Below are 13,945 nucleotides of genomic sequence, written 5' to 3'. Positions count from 1 at the left end.
AGGATCTGCAACCGATTGATTTCGCGCGACGTGGATAGATCCTCGGGACAAGCCCGGGGATGACGTCGAGTGTGAGGCAAGGCTGGTCACACAGTTTACGTGATACTGCAAAGACTATTGCGATGTGCGGCGGAGTGCTTTCACACGAAACCCGAACGACGGCTCTTATCCCCACAACTCCGGCTGCGGCGGATAAACCAGCGAACCCTCGTAAACGAGGCCCGGCTGCCGGTCCTGCCTGAGAATCAGCGGGCCGTCGAGATCGGAGAAGGCGGCTCCCTGGGCGGCCAGAACGGCGGGGGCCATGCCGATCGAGGTGCCGAGCATGCAGCCGACCATGATGATGAAGCCTAGCCGCTCCGCCTCTGCCTTCATGACAAGTGCTTCCGTGAGACCGCCGGTCTTGTCCAGCTTGATGTTGATCGCATCGTAACGGTCGCGCAGGTCGGCGAGGTCCTTGGTGGAATGCACGCTTTCATCGGCGCAGATGGGGACCGGGTGGTCGATGCGGGCCAGGATGGCGTCCTTGCCGGCGGGAAGCGGCTGTTCGATGAGTGCGATGTTCAGTTCCGCTGCGAGTTTCAGATAATATTCGATATTATCGTCGTTCCAGCCCTCATTGGCGTCGATGATGATGCGCGCGTCAGGTGCTGCGGTGCGCACGGCCCGCAGGCGCGCCTCGTCATCCGCCGTTCCTGTCTTGATCTTCAGCAGCGGGCGGCCAGCGTTTTCCGCCGTTTTAGCCGCCATGGTCTCGGGGTCGGCAAGCGAGATGGTATAGGCGGTAACGAGCGGTTTTGCCGCGTGTCCGAGACTATGTTCGGCAGCACTTTTGCCACTCATCTTGGCTTCGAGGTCCCATAGTGCGCAATCCACTGCATTGCGGGCGGCGCCGGGTTTCATCACCTGCTGCAATTCCTGCCGTGTCAGGCCGCCGGCAATCTGCTCAGCCATTGCTTCGATATCGGCGATAACGCCTTCGATGCTTTCGCCATAACGCGGGTAGGGCACACATTCACCTCTGCCGGTAAAGGAACCATCGCGGATGGTGCACGTTACGACATCCGCATGTGTGCGAGTGCCGCGTGAAATAGTGAAGCTGCCAGCAACGGCGAAACGTTCTGTTGTGGCTTGAAGGTAACGGGGCATGTTTTTTCACTTCCTGACAGGCGTTAAAAGACACATGACGCCAAATTTATCGCGAATTGTCGGCTGTCACTGTGGCTTGCCGAAGGCCAAACCGTTATGAAACCTTTAAGAATCTCGTGACGGCTGCACTCGCTCGGAGCATTATGCAAGAACAGGATATACGGCAACAGGCGAACCCGGCCGCAATCACCGAAGACGACGCCGTCTCCGGCGGCGGCCAGCGGTATGCCTTGAGCGGTTCCTGGCGTAACAGCAATCTTTCCGGCATTTTTGCACGCCTCGAAAACATCGAGAAAAGCGGCCCTGCCGGTCCGGTGGAGATCGATCTTTCCTCGGTGGAGGCAATCGACACGACCGGCGCCTGGGTCATCCGGCGATTGCGCGAAGATATGGAAGCGAAGGGCGTTACCGTCACGCTTACCGGAAACGAGCGAATCGAGGATCTGATCGGCCAATTGCCGGATAAAGCGGCGATGGAGGGTGAGCCTGCCGCCAAGGTGGGACTTGCCGAACGCTTCTTCTCGCCGATCGGCCAGGCTGTCGTCCAGAATGGTGCGGATTTCCTCGCGGGCATGTATATTCTCGGTTCCGCCGTGCGCGGCGCGCAGATGAAGCTCGGGCGCGGCCGTGGCGTCTCGCCGGCGGCCATCGTCAACCAGATCGACCATATGGGCGTGCGCGCCGTGCCGATCATCATGCTGATGTCGTTTTTGATCGGCGCCATCATCGCCCAGCAGGGCGCTTTCCAGCTGCGTTATTTCGGCGCGGAAGTGTTCGTCGTCGATCTCGTCGGCATTCTGCAATTGCGTGAAATCGGCGTGCTTCTGACCGCGATCATGATCGCCGGTCGCTCCGGCAGTGCGATCACGGCGGAAATCGGCTCGATGAAGATGCGCGAGGAAATCGACGCGCTGAAGGTGATCGGTCTCAACCCCGTTGGCGTGCTGGTGTTTCCGCGTCTCGTGGCGCTGACAATCGCACTGCCGCTTCTGACCATCCTTGCCAATTTCGCCGCACTTTTCGGCGCCGCCATCGTCACGCTTCTCTATTCCGGCATCACCTTCGAAGTGTTTCTGTCGCGTCTGCATGGCGCGGTCGAGGAATCGACCATCGCCGCCGGCATGATCAAGGCGCCGTTCATGGCGCTGATCATCGGCATCGTTGCGGCGGTTGAGGGTATGAAGGTCGGCGGTTCGGCGGAATCGCTCGGCAAACACGTCACGTCGTCGGTGGTCAAATCGATCTTCGTCGTCATTCTGGTGGATGGCCTTTTTGCCATCTTCTACGCAGCCATCGATTTTTAAGGAGGGCGCGTTGGAAACTTTGGACCAGAAGCCGCAAGAGACAAAAACTGCAAAGGACGGCCGTGAGACGGTTCTTTCCGTCGAGGGTGTGACTGTCGGTTTCAACGGCAGGAACGTGCTTGAGAATCTCGATCTGGATGTCTATCGCGGTGAAATCCTTGGCTTCATCGGCCCATCCGGCGCGGGTAAATCCGTCCTGATGCGTGCGATCTTGAGGCTTCTGCCACGCCAGGCGGGTGCAATCCGCATTCTCGGCACCGATTACGACAAGGCCAGCGAAGACGACCGCATGATGCTCGACCAGCGGCTCGGCGTGCTGTTCCAGCAGGGGGCGCTGTTTTCCGGCCTGACGGTGAAGGAAAACATCCAGCTGCCGATGCGGGAATATCTGGACCTGCCGAAAAAGCTGATGGACGAGCTTGCCTATCTCAAGATCGAGATGGTGGGCCTCAAGCCCGATGCGGGTGACAAATACCCGTCGGAGCTTTCCGGCGGCATGATCAAGCGTGCGGCGCTTGCGCGCGCGCTGTCGCTCGATCCCGACCTTGTCTTCCTCGATGAGCCGACATCCGGCCTCGATCCCATCGGGGCGGCGGAATTTGATATGCTGATCGCGCGCTTGCGCGATTCGCTCGGTTTGACCGTGTATATGGTGACGCACGACCTCGACAGCCTGTTCTCCGTCTGCGACCGCATTGCGGTGCTAGGGCAGAAGAAGGTGCTGGTGGAAGGGACCTTGCAGGACATGTTTGCCTGTGAAGACCCCTGGGTGCAGTCCTATTTCCGTGGCAAACGGGCGCGCTCTGTCGTTCTTCCGGACGACAGACACGAAAATCCGGTGGAGTAACAAGAAGCATGGAAACCAAGGCGAACTACACCATAGTCGGAATTTTCACGCTGATCGTGATCGCCGCCGCATTCGGCTTCGTTTACTGGATGGCGGAATTCGGCCGGGGTGGACCGACGGCGCAGCTCGTGGTGCGTATTCCCGGCTCGGCAAACGGCCTTTCCGTCGGCTCTCCGGTACGCTTCAACGGCATTCCTGTCGGCACGGTGCGCGGTCTTGCGATCGACCGCGACGATCCGGCCTATTCCATCGCCTTTACTGAAGTGCAGGCGGACGCGCCGGTTTTCCCGTCCACCCGCGCCGTGCTTGAAATTCAGGGCCTGACGGGCGCTGCCTATATCGAGCTTTCCGGCGGCAACAAGGATGGTGAGCGCATTCTGCAGAAATCCGTCGAAAGCGGCGTTCCCGCCGAGCTGACGGCCGATCTTTCCAGCGTCACCAACCTTCTTGCCACCGCCGACAAGATCCTGAAACGCGCCGATGGCGCCATCGGCGAATTGCAGGGTTTCGTGCAGGATGCCCGTGGGCCGCTGACGCAGACGGTGCGTAACGCCGAGAAATTCTCCGATGCGCTGGCCGCAAATTCCGATGGTATCAAGAGTTTCATCGCCAGCCTCAGTTCGCTTTCCACCACCGTTCAATCGGTCTCGGTGCGCCTGGACGGCACGCTGACCGCTGTCGAAGATCTGGTGAAGGCGGTGGATGCCGGCAAGATCGATTCCATCCTGTCTAATGTCGACAAGGTGACGAAGGACGTCGCTTCCGCTTCGAGCGATATTCAGGGCATCATGGAAACGGTGCAGAGCACGGCGCGCAACTTCGAGGCGGCGAGCACGGAAGTGCAGACGGTGGTGAAGCGCGCGGATGAGCTTTTGGCGTCGGTCGATCCCGCAAAGGTCAGCACCGTGGTGGGTGATGTTTCCGCAGCGACTGCCGATGCGCGTGATGCCGTGGCGAACTTCAAGCGAATTGCCGACGATGTCGGTGCGCGCCGGGCCGATATCGACCAGGCGGTCTCCGATTTCACCGACATGGGCCGCAAGCTTAACCTTGCCTCAAGCCGTGTCGATGGCATTCTTGCCAAGGTGGACGGCATGCTTGGAACCGACGATGCCAATTCGCTGTTTGCAAAGGCGCGCGAGACTTTGACCTCGTTCAAGGCCGTAGCCGACAATCTCAATGCCCGAATCGGGCCGATTGCCGACAATCTCACGCGCTTCTCCAGTTCGGGCCTGAAGGATTTCCAGGCGCTTATCGGCAGCACGCGGCAGACGGTCGACAATCTCAACAATGCGATCACCAATATCGACCGCGATCCGCAGCGGTTGATTTTCGGCGGCGAAACCGTGAAACAATATGACGGCAGAACAAGGCGCTAAAAGGGGTATGGGCCAATGACACGATTGATGAACGGCCATAAGCGCCGTGCCCTGCTTCTGGCTCCGCTGCTTGCGGTTGCGATGGCGGGCTGTGCGGGAACCCCATCGAACGATACGTTCGACCTTTCCGTCTCTTCGGCGACTGTGACGCAGGGGCCGTCGCTCAAAGGCCGGCAATTGCTGATCGCCGATCCGACGGCGCTGAAAGCGCTTGATAGCGAAAACATCGTGGTGCGCCTTTCCGGGTCGGAAGTGCAATATCTCGGCAATTCGCAATGGAGCGACCGCCTGCCGCGCATGGTGCAATCCAAGCTGGTGCAAGCATTCGAGGATACCGGCAAGCTCGGTGGCGTCGGCCGGCCGGGGCAGGGGCTGGCGATCGATTACCAGGTGGTCAGCGATATTCGTACCTTCGAAATCGATACGGCAAAAAACACCGCCGATATCGAGATTTCGGTGAAGCTCTTGAACGATCGCAACGGCACGGTAAAGGCGCAGGAAGTATTCCGCGCCAGCGCACGCGTCAGCGGTTCCGGAAATGCCAATTTCGTCAAAGCGCTGGACCAGGCTTTCGCCGCCGCCACCCGCGAAATCGTGGCCTGGACGCTGAAGTCGCTCTAAGTCTGACGACGGTCATTTCCGCTACAAGAGATTGCTCTATGTTGCGGGTGAGGCCTGTTGGTGACGGCGTTGCATTCAATGTTTCCGATCCGCGGGTCCGTCATGCGATTTCTGGTGTTGCTTTGCCTTTCCCTTGTTTCCGCCATGTGCGGAACGGGCACCGTTCTGGCAGCCGGTCTTCGGTTGATCGAGATTCCCTCGGCAGGCGGCAAGCCTTCCATGAGGGCGGCGGTGTGGTCGCCCTGCGCGGCGACTCCGGTGGAGACCCGCATCGGCCCCTTCGCTCTGCAAGCGGTGCGTGATTGCCCTGTTGTCGATGGGCAATATCCGCTCGTCATCATCTCCCACGGTTTCGGCGGTACGTATTTCAGCCATCGGGATACCGCGGCGGCGCTGGCGGATACCGGCTTCATCGTCGCGGCGATCAATCATCCCGGCGATAACGCCATTGACATGAAGCGGGCAGGCGATCTTTCCGCGCTGACCGAACGACCGGCCGATATCGTCCGCCTGCTCGACCATATGCTGGCGAACTGGAACGATGCCCGTTTTATCGATGCTGGAAGGATCGGGGTGTTCGGATTTTCACGCGGTGGTTATACGGCGCTGGTACTTGCCGGCGGCGTTCCGGATTTTCCAAATACCGGATTGCCGTGCCCTGATGGGCAGGCGGCGGTGTGTGCTCAGATGCTGGAAAGGTCTGCTTCGCCTGAGGACCGGGTCTACGATGCGCGGGTGAAGGCTGTGGTTGTTGCAGACCCCCTCAACGCCTTTCCAGGGCGGGCCGATCTGCGAGATATCAAAATCCCCGTTCAGCTCTGGAGTTCAGAGCGCGGCGGCGACGGTGTGGCGCCGGAGGATATTTTAGGGCTGCGCGACGACCTACCGGCAAAACCGGACTATCAGACGGTGAAAGGGGCAGGGCATTTTTCGTTCATAACACCTTGCCCCGCCGAGATGGAAAAAGCCCTGGCCGAGATATGCGGCGATATTCCGGGGTTTGACCGGGCGGAGTTTCATCGTCGGCTGAACAGCGAAGTCATCCGCTTTTTCACGGCTTCGCTACCCTGACGCACACGCCGGTGCCGCCGTCGATCAGACGGCGTCCTGCGACCGCCATTCCGGCAGCGGGAAAAGCCGGTCGTAGCCCCAGTTGAAGACGAAGGCATAGACTACGTAGAATAGCGCAAATGAAATATCCATCACCAGCGCCTGGGCAAGGCTGATGCTGAGATACCAGGCGATGAAGGGCATCAGCACGATCAGCAGACCCAGTTCGAACAGCAGGGCATGGGCGACGCGGATAGCGGGCGTCTTCAGCGTCGTGCCTTTCAGGCGCTGCATGGCATGGTCGAAGCCGAGATTGTAAAGATAGTTCCAGGCGGTGGCGAGCGTGGCGCTGACCAGACCGACAATGCCGATATCTTCCATGGGCATGTGAAATACGAATGCACCCAGCGGCACGACCAGCAGAAGGCCGATGATTTCGAAGCTGAGAGCGTGGCGGATACGATCGGGCAGGGAACGCAATTTATTCTCCGGTATGTGACCGGGCCGTCCCGCATGCTGTCGCCATAATGGCCGAGGTCGTCCTCTCGCAAAGCCATATAGCGGTTTCGGGCAAAATTTCAAGCCTTGGGTCATGGTTGGGTTTGGGAGCGCTCTTCTCAGCGGGAGCGGGATGAGGCGGCGAGGCCGGAGCTATGCGGCGAGACTTCGCCTTCATGCGACTATTCGTGCCACCGTATCACCGGCGTGGAGACGAAGCACGCGGCGGTGCCTTATCTTTTCAATTGTCCGCCGTTTCGCCGCTGCGGAACAAGACCGCTGTTTTTTCGTTATCGCTCATGGAAGGAGGCGTGCCATGCAGCATAATTCTCCAGATGGACGAACGATAAAGGCCGCCAACGCGGCACAGGCCACAACTTACAAGCCTAGCCTCATTTCCCTGAAGGGAAGTTCTGTGGCGATGATATTCCGTAGGCCGCTTTGCCAAAATCCGCTGGATCTGCGGAAAAAATAAAGCGGCACGCCTGACCCATTGCCCCATGGCCCACCGATGACGACTGCCGCAATGACAGAGAGCTTTAGATGTCTCTAAAGTGTGATTTTCAATCCGGACCGTCTCCCCTTAGATTGGGAGATCGCCACGAAAGCGAAGGGAGAATGACATGAAATCAGTTCTCATTATCGCCGCTGTACTTGGTTTTTCCGCCAGTGCAGCGTTGGCGGAGTGCGCAGGTCATGAAAAGATCAACGCTTCCGTTCCTGCTGTCGACCGTGAATTCAAAACTGCGAGCATCGTTCCGCCGACGGATCCGGTGGACAAGCCCATCGTCATACTGAAAAAGACCGATCGCCTTCCGGCGGCAACGGTTGCGACGACTGGCGAACCCGAAGCCGCAATGCAACGCATGCAATAAGACAAGACAATGATCGTTTCATTCTGAAAATCCCGTGTGTGAGGTAATCCGCACGGGATTTGCTTTTTGCGATCTAGCTGTCGAGTTTCAGCGACAATTGCTTCGGGCCTTCATTCTTTTTCAGCACGTAGAGCGGCCGGGCGATGATGACTTCCGTTCGCCGCTGCAATTCCCGTCGTCTCTCGAGCGCGCGCTCGCGCATATCGCGGGAGCGAGCGACCACGGACAGTGCATTTTCTATGGTTGCGTCTGCTGCGTTCATCGCTGACCTCCATAATGTTCACTTTATGTTCTCATTATCGGTCGCTTATGTCAACACTGTGGCAGCGATACTTAAAGGGCAGCTGAAATGCCCTGGAGATGGTCTGTGACGGGGACACTACGGGCTGCGTTGAGGGGGGAAGGGGTCGCCTGGAGCGTTTCTCCCTCGCGCTTGCGACGGAGCATCGAAGGCCCGTGCGGGCGCGACGGGGGATACTCCGGCCTGCTCAATCAATTTTCGGGATGCTTTGGCAATCATGCCGGGTGCTGATCAGCTCCGGCGGGCGGGAGGCTGTCAGGACAGGGGGCGTTGATCGGGTACGGTGAGGCCTGGAAGCAGGTCACTCAGATGTTCACTGGCGAGCGCGACGATGGCAAGCGCGGCCTGCTGGCGGTTCCAGCCAGCGTCTTCCGCTTTTTCGATGAGCCCTTGAATGGAGGGCTCCAGCGCGAACTGGCACTCGGCCTGATAGTCCATGGTATCGATAGAAAGCGATGGAGAATTAATTGCGGCCCGCATCGTTTGGTCTCCCTGTTTTCCGCCATGCACGTCGTTAAGCGACGCGCAAATCGGAAACATGCACATTCAGAGGCCTATGATATCGGGCAGGCCCGTATATCAATGGCAGCGAATCCCCCAGCAGGCGGGACGTTAACGGCAAGTCTCGATGGCTGTCAACGAACGTCCGGTAGCGACGGCGCCGTCTTACCTATTTCAGAGCCTTCCGTTCCGGAAAGGTTTTCGTCTCCAGACCAGCAATGCCATGACATAAAGCGCAAAAAGCACGAACCATGTGACGGGCAGCACCATGAAAAGCGCCGCATAGGCACAACTTCCCTCGAAACAGGAACCGAGAAATCCGGAATCGGCAAGCGTACCCGACAATAGAAACGCACATACGCCGCTTCCGACTGCGCCGAGGGCGAAAAGCAATATGTTGACGATCAATCTCATCACGCCAATCATAGGCATGATTAAGACCGCTTTACGGAGCGGGTGGCACTGCCGCGCTGATATTTCGTCGTTTCAGTAGCTGTGTTGCAAAACCGGCGTTGCGGGAGCGGCTGATTTTTTTGAAGGCCGCTTGTTGGTGCAGGCCCCGCCATAATCGGGCAGGGCCATTATTGCCGGATTATTACTCGGTGATGGTATATTCGCCGAGTTCGCACAGGTTCTGCGTATCCTCGAGGTCTTCCAGCTCATCGCCCTGGAATTCGAAACGCATGTCGTATTTGCACACGCGGCGGCCATCGGCGATGGTGATCTCCATCGTTTCGCCCGGACCAAGCGCCTTTTTTCCGAAAACATCGTCTTCCCAGTCATCGACGCCGACCGGCGAGGTGTAGAAGGCATTGAGAACGGAGTTCGTTCCGTTCTTCAGCGAAAAGACGAGGTCGTCCGCCTGCGCCGCACCAGCAACCGTCAGCGTAGCTCCGAAAAACACCGCCGTTACCCATTTTGATTTCATGATATCCCCCTTTTGCGCCATCGTTCTGGCTGGGCAATGCATACAACCAAACCAGTGGCTTGCAATGCAAACTGCGGGTTTTGGTTAAATTGCGAAGGGTTCTTTATGGGCAACTTTTCGAGATATCCAGTCTATTTTAAATATTACAAATATATATAAATAAATATTTCGAATTTTTGCCTTTTTTGTAATTTTATTTTTATGAAGCAAATATATTATTTTTCTATTTCAAAACTATTTTTTTATTTTCAATTGTTTTTTTATTTATTTTGAGTTTTATTTTGATGTATTTATGATTTTTCTGTGTGTATCGTGGGCTTTATTATTTTTTATATATCGATTGCTGAATCAGCGAAGAGTTTTTACTGACAAAAATATTTTTTCAAAAATGACGTTAATTGGTGGATGGGCCAGGCTGATCGCTTTCCGACAGAGGATAACGGATTTGATCAAGCGTTCGTTTCTATTCTTCTGCGGCCTCAAGCTGCCGGGAATCGTGGCACTGGCCACCCTGTACGCGGGTTTTCTGACGCAGGCTTTGGGCCAGTCGCGGGTCTGCAACGATCCTGCTCCGGTCAGCAACCTCAACGAAATGTTCGATGCGATTTACGCATGCTGGGTGCCGCCGGAAGACACGGAGGGGCTTGTCGTGACGCTGCAGTTCATTCTGCATAAGGATGGGCAGATAAGGGGCAAGGTGGTCGTCACAGCCGCGCGCCCGCAGGAAGACAGTCCAAGACGGCAAGCCTTTATCGATTCCGCCATCGACGCGGTGAGGCGGGCAATGCCTGTTCCTTTCACCGAGGAATTCGCAAGCCGTATTGCCGGGCGGCCCTTGGGGCCACGTTTTATCGGGACAAAAATCATACCCGAAACGAAGTTGTAGGTTTTCTTGGGAGCTAGGTCCGCTGTCGCGGCCGCATGTTTAGGGGCGCCGAATTCGAAATGTTTTTTCAGTCCACGGCGCCGAATGCGATGCTTTAACTTAGCACCGCAACGTCTTGTCATTTTTGAAGAATTTGGTGGGTGATGTAGGGCTCGAACCTACGACCCGCTGATTAAGAGTCAGCTGCTCTACCAACTGAGCTAATCACCCGACCGACACCGTGTGGCGGTGTGAGGGGGGCTATAAAGGGGAAGTTTCGGCTTGTCCAGCGCGGAAATGAAATTTCTTCGATTTTTGTGACGAAAAAATTTCAGTCGCGCTGGAAAACGCTGGAAAACCGGAATTTTACGGATTTTTGTCTTTTGCTATCCTCGCCGGAAGGCTCTGCCGATGACGATGAGGATGCAGGCGCCGATGAAGCCGGCGATGAGATAACCGATCCATCCGGTCAAAACGATTCCGAATACCGAGAGAATGGCGTTAGCGACGATGGCGCCGACGATTCCAAGTAGGATGTTCATGAAAACACCCATATTGCTTTTCATGAATTGTTCGGCGAGCCACCCGGCGACACCACCGATGATGATAGCTGCGATCCAGCCAATACCAGCAGATTCCATGATTTCCTCCCATGATTGCTGCACTATTGAAGGTGATGATTCTCCGGGTGAAAAGCAAGGTAAACTCCCGAAAACCTCGCTTTTTGCGGGTGGTTTTCCGCGCGGCAGGCGATAAATAGCCTGATGCTGGGTGAAGATATGAAAGGCATGGATGTGCGGTTGATGTTTGGCGGAATGATTGACGGTAGGCGGATGTTCGGCGGGCCTTTATCCGGCCGGCGGCGAAAGGCCGCCATGGCTGCGATAATGGTCGCGGTATTAACCCTCCTTGGCAGCTTTCTGTCGTCCGCAACCTTGGCGTCGGCGCAGGATGCGCCAGCGGCCGCACCAGTCGCTATCCAGGCTTCCATCGTCGAGCAGGCGCGCACGGATCTGGAAAAATGGAAGGCCGATATTTCGGCAATCGCCAAACAGGTGGAGGCGGGCGGCAGCGATGACGTGCAGCTGGTGGACCTGAAGGGACGCGCCGATACCATTGCAGCCGATGCTGCCGCCGCCAACACTAAGCTGCGGACCCGTCTGGACCAGATCAAGACGCGTCTCGACGCGCTTGGTGCTGCCCCGGCGGAAGGACAGCCACCCGAAGCGAGCATGGTGACGGAGGAGCGCTCCCGGCTGACGGCGGAGCGTGCCGAGGTGAATGCCATTGCCGGCGAGGTGGAGAGCACGGCCACCAACGCCGCGCAGATTTCCAACAACATAACGGCAGTTCGCCGGGCGCTTTTTGCCGCGACCCTGTTCAAGCGCACCGAAGTCTCTTCCCAGACGCTGGGCGACGCCTCTTCCGCCTTCGTGAGCGAGCTGACCAATCTCAACAACGCCTTCAGCAGCTGGGCGGGTTTCGTCTGGAACTACAAACGCCTGCCGATGTTCGGGGCAGTGATGCTGTCGATCATGGCGGCGCTGTTGTTTCTGGTGGGCGGTTACCGCTTTTTCGGCAGCCGCATGGAAAGGCGGGCCTTTACCGGCGAGCCTTCCTATCTGCGGCGGCTTTCGGTGGCCTTCTGGTCAACCATGGTGCAGTCGCTGTCGCTTTTCCTGTTTCTGGTGACCTCGGCGTTTTTCCTCGATAATTTCAACGTGCTTCGTTCCGATATTGCGCCGATCCTGTTCGGGGCCATGGCAGTTACGGGCTTCGTCTATTTCGTGTCGCGGCTGAGCTACGCGATTTTTGCGCCGACGCAGCCGGAATGGCGTCTGTTGCAGGTTTCCAATCGCGGAGCGCACACGCTGTCCTCGGCCGTGCTTTTGATGGCGCTCGTCAACGGTCTCGATTATCTGTTCGGCACGATCAGCGAGACGCTCTATTCGCCGCTGATCGTCACCGTTGCCAAAAGCTTCATTGCCTCCATCATCATTGGCATCATCCTGCTCACCGTGTCGTTCCTGCGCCCGGTGATCGGTGAGGGGCAGGACTACGAGACCGGCAACCAGCGCCTGCCGCGCTGGCTGGTCATTTTGCTCAGGGTCGGCGGGCTTGTTCTCATCGGTGCCTGCCTGACGGGTTATGTGGGGCTGGCGCGGTTCCTTGCCACGCAGATCGTCGCCACCGGTGCGGTGCTCGCAACGATGTATATCGGCATTCTTTCCGGCAAGGCGATTTCGCGACAGGGCGCCTTTTCCGAATCCCTGGCCGGTCGTTATCTCGGGCGGCGCTACGGTCTCGGCCCGGTTGCGCTGGATCAGGCCGGTCTTGCGGCGGGGCTCGGCATCTATGTCATCGCACTCGCCTTCGGCGTGCCGCTCATCCTGTTTTCCTGGGGGTTCCAGCCGGGCGATATCGAAAGCTGGGCCTATCGTCTGCTGACCGGCATCACCGTCGGCAATGCCTCCATCTCGCTGATCGGCCTGTTCGGCGGCGTCCTCGTCTTTGCTATCGGCTACATCATTACACGCTGGTTCCAGAAGTGGCTGGACAACAACGTCATGGCGCGCGGGCAGGTGGATGCGGGCGTGCGCAACTCCGTCAAGACCGGCATCGGTTATCTCGGTATCGCGGTTGCGGCCATTTTCGGCGTCTCTTCCGCCGGTCTTAACCTCTCCAGCCTGGCGCTGGTGGCGTCTGCCCTTTCGGTCGGTATCGGTTTCGGCCTCCAGAACATCGTCTCGAACTTCGTCTCCGGCCTCATCCTGCTGGTCGAGCGTCCCTTCAAGGTGGGTGACTGGGTGGTGACAGGCACGACGGAAGGCACCGTCAAACGGCTTTCGGTGCGCGCGACCGAGATTGAAACCTTCCGCGGCCAGTCGATCATCGTACCGAACTCGGAATTCATCAATTCCTCGGTCGGTAACTGGACACACCGCAACCGTATCATGCGAGCGGAAATTCCGGTCTCCGTTGCCTATGAATCCGATCCGCAGCAGGTCATGGATATTCTGCTGGAACTGGTGCGCACCCAGCCGCCCGTACTGCGCAACCCCGAACCGCACGTGGAATTCCTCCGTTTCGGCGACTTCTCGCTGGATTTCGAATTGCGTTTCCACCTCGCCGATCTTTCGAATGGGCTTGGCGTGAAAAACGCGCTGAGGATCGCAATCCTGAAACGCTTCCGCGAAGAGGGGATCGCCATCCCGTTCCCGCAGCGTAACCTCAACATCCACGTGGAAGGCGATGCAAATCCGCAAATGCTGGCGGCGCTGCTTTCGGAAGAGGGTGACAAGGCGGTGGCGGCGCATACGGGCGCGGCGGCGCCTGCCGCGGCAACTGCACCGGAAAAGGATGCGGGCAAGGCGGGTGACAAAACCGTGGTGGAGCCGAAGGCGACGTTGAAGGCGGCCGGCAAGGACACTTAATCTGCGGCTACCGCCGCTGCGGCGACGCAGCCGATACGGGCGTTGACGGGCGCGGGGAGTTATCCTCGCGCCCGATTTGCATTGTGGCGGATGAGACGCCCGGGGGAAAGATCTTATTGGGAGGGAAACCGGATTTTGTCGGTCGTCTTCATGAAATACAGTGAAAATTCCCTCGATGACTGTATTGTTTTTT

15 protein-coding genes and 1 tRNA gene are annotated in these 13,945 nt (G+C 57.8%); 8 read left to right on the top strand and 8 right to left on the bottom strand.

The window, feature by feature from the left end:
• Positions 1 to 165: 165 nt before the first annotated feature.
• Complete coding sequence (gene dgcA / locus ASD46_RS19345; protein ID WP_060642562.1) at positions 166 to 1,149, bottom strand: N-acetyl-D-Glu racemase DgcA; 984 nt, start codon at positions 1,147 to 1,149, stop codon at positions 166 to 168.
• A 143-nt stretch (positions 1,150 to 1,292) separates the two neighbouring features.
• On the opposite strand from dgcA, the gene ASD46_RS19340 reads away from it, so the two are divergent.
• The 5 genes from ASD46_RS19340 (at position 1,293) to ASD46_RS19320 (ending at position 6,371) form a co-directional block, all read left to right on the top strand.
• Positions 1,293 to 2,453 (top strand): ABC transporter permease, encoded by a 1,161-nt coding sequence (locus ASD46_RS19340; protein ID WP_003515483.1) that lies wholly within the window; start codon positions 1,293 to 1,295, stop codon positions 2,451 to 2,453.
• Between the two features lie 10 nt (positions 2,454 to 2,463).
• Positions 2,464 to 3,300, top strand: a complete 837-nt coding sequence (locus ASD46_RS19335; RefSeq protein ID WP_025593570.1) for an ABC transporter ATP-binding protein — start codon at positions 2,464 to 2,466, stop codon at positions 3,298 to 3,300.
• An 8-nt stretch (positions 3,301 to 3,308) separates the two neighbouring features.
• The gene (locus ASD46_RS19330) at positions 3,309 to 4,679 is read left to right on the top strand and encodes an MCE family protein (RefSeq protein WP_003515479.1); all 1,371 of its coding nucleotides are present in this window, start codon (positions 3,309 to 3,311) and stop codon (positions 4,677 to 4,679) included.
• Between the two features lie 15 nt (positions 4,680 to 4,694).
• Positions 4,695 to 5,300, top strand: coding sequence for an ABC-type transport auxiliary lipoprotein family protein (locus ASD46_RS19325; RefSeq protein ID WP_019566194.1), 606 nt, complete (start codon positions 4,695 to 4,697; stop codon positions 5,298 to 5,300).
• A gap of 102 nt (positions 5,301 to 5,402) precedes the next feature.
• On the top strand, positions 5,403 to 6,371 hold the full coding sequence (locus tag ASD46_RS19320) for an alpha/beta hydrolase family protein (protein ID WP_025593568.1): 969 nt from the start codon (positions 5,403 to 5,405) through the stop codon (positions 6,369 to 6,371).
• Positions 6,372 to 6,395: 24 nt separating this feature from the next.
• On the opposite strand, the gene ASD46_RS19315 is transcribed toward ASD46_RS19320, so the two are convergent.
• Positions 6,396 to 6,830 carry a PACE efflux transporter gene (locus tag ASD46_RS19315; RefSeq protein WP_003515473.1) on the bottom strand — a complete coding sequence of 145 codons (435 nt, stop codon included), beginning with the start codon at positions 6,828 to 6,830 and terminating at the stop codon, positions 6,396 to 6,398.
• A gap of 641 nt (positions 6,831 to 7,471) precedes the next feature.
• On the opposite strand from ASD46_RS19315, the gene ASD46_RS19310 reads away from it, so the two are divergent.
• The gene (locus ASD46_RS19310; protein ID WP_003515471.1) at positions 7,472 to 7,723 is read left to right on the top strand and encodes a hypothetical protein; all 252 of its coding nucleotides are present in this window, start codon (positions 7,472 to 7,474) and stop codon (positions 7,721 to 7,723) included.
• Positions 7,724 to 7,796: 73 nt separating this feature from the next.
• On the opposite strand, the gene ASD46_RS19305 is transcribed toward ASD46_RS19310, so the two are convergent.
• From ASD46_RS19305 to ASD46_RS19290, 4 genes are all read right to left on the bottom strand, one after another.
• The gene (locus ASD46_RS19305; RefSeq protein ID WP_003515469.1) at positions 7,797 to 7,985 is read right to left on the bottom strand and encodes a hypothetical protein; all 189 of its coding nucleotides are present in this window, start codon (positions 7,983 to 7,985) and stop codon (positions 7,797 to 7,799) included.
• Positions 7,986 to 8,279: 294 nt separating this feature from the next.
• Positions 8,280 to 8,504 carry a hypothetical protein gene (locus ASD46_RS19300; RefSeq protein ID WP_003515467.1) on the bottom strand — a complete coding sequence of 75 codons (225 nt, stop codon included), beginning with the start codon at positions 8,502 to 8,504 and terminating at the stop codon, positions 8,280 to 8,282.
• A 195-nt stretch (positions 8,505 to 8,699) separates the two neighbouring features.
• A complete protein-coding gene (locus ASD46_RS19295; RefSeq protein ID WP_019566197.1) occupies positions 8,700 to 8,951 on the bottom strand; it encodes a hypothetical protein in 252 nt (83 codons plus the stop codon).
• Positions 8,952 to 9,120: 169 nt separating this feature from the next.
• Positions 9,121 to 9,453 carry a hypothetical protein gene (locus tag ASD46_RS19290; protein WP_025593566.1) on the bottom strand — a complete coding sequence of 111 codons (333 nt, stop codon included), beginning with the start codon at positions 9,451 to 9,453 and terminating at the stop codon, positions 9,121 to 9,123.
• A 445-nt stretch (positions 9,454 to 9,898) separates the two neighbouring features.
• Here ASD46_RS19290 and ASD46_RS19285 point away from each other — a divergent pair, with 445 nt between their 5' ends.
• Positions 9,899 to 10,339 (top strand): hypothetical protein, encoded by a 441-nt coding sequence (locus tag ASD46_RS19285; protein WP_323455132.1) that lies wholly within the window; start codon positions 9,899 to 9,901, stop codon positions 10,337 to 10,339.
• A 134-nt stretch (positions 10,340 to 10,473) separates the two neighbouring features.
• Here ASD46_RS19285 and ASD46_RS19280 read toward each other — a convergent pair.
• Positions 10,474 to 10,549, bottom strand: a tRNA-Lys gene (locus tag ASD46_RS19280).
• Positions 10,550 to 10,704: 155 nt separating this feature from the next.
• A complete protein-coding gene (locus ASD46_RS19275) occupies positions 10,705 to 10,959 on the bottom strand; it encodes a GlsB/YeaQ/YmgE family stress response membrane protein (protein WP_003515453.1) in 255 nt (84 codons plus the stop codon).
• Positions 10,960 to 11,082: 123 nt separating this feature from the next.
• Here ASD46_RS19275 and ASD46_RS19270 point away from each other — a divergent pair, with 123 nt between their 5' ends.
• The gene (locus ASD46_RS19270) at positions 11,083 to 13,752 is read left to right on the top strand and encodes a mechanosensitive ion channel family protein (protein WP_025593561.1); all 2,670 of its coding nucleotides are present in this window, start codon (positions 11,083 to 11,085) and stop codon (positions 13,750 to 13,752) included.
• Positions 13,753 to 13,945: the final 193 nt, after the last annotated feature.

Source organism: Rhizobium sp. Root491 (genome assembly GCF_001427205.1).
Lineage (GTDB): Bacteria > Pseudomonadota > Alphaproteobacteria > Rhizobiales > Rhizobiaceae > Agrobacterium > Agrobacterium tumefaciens.
This window is presented reverse-complemented; position numbering and strand designations above follow the sequence as displayed.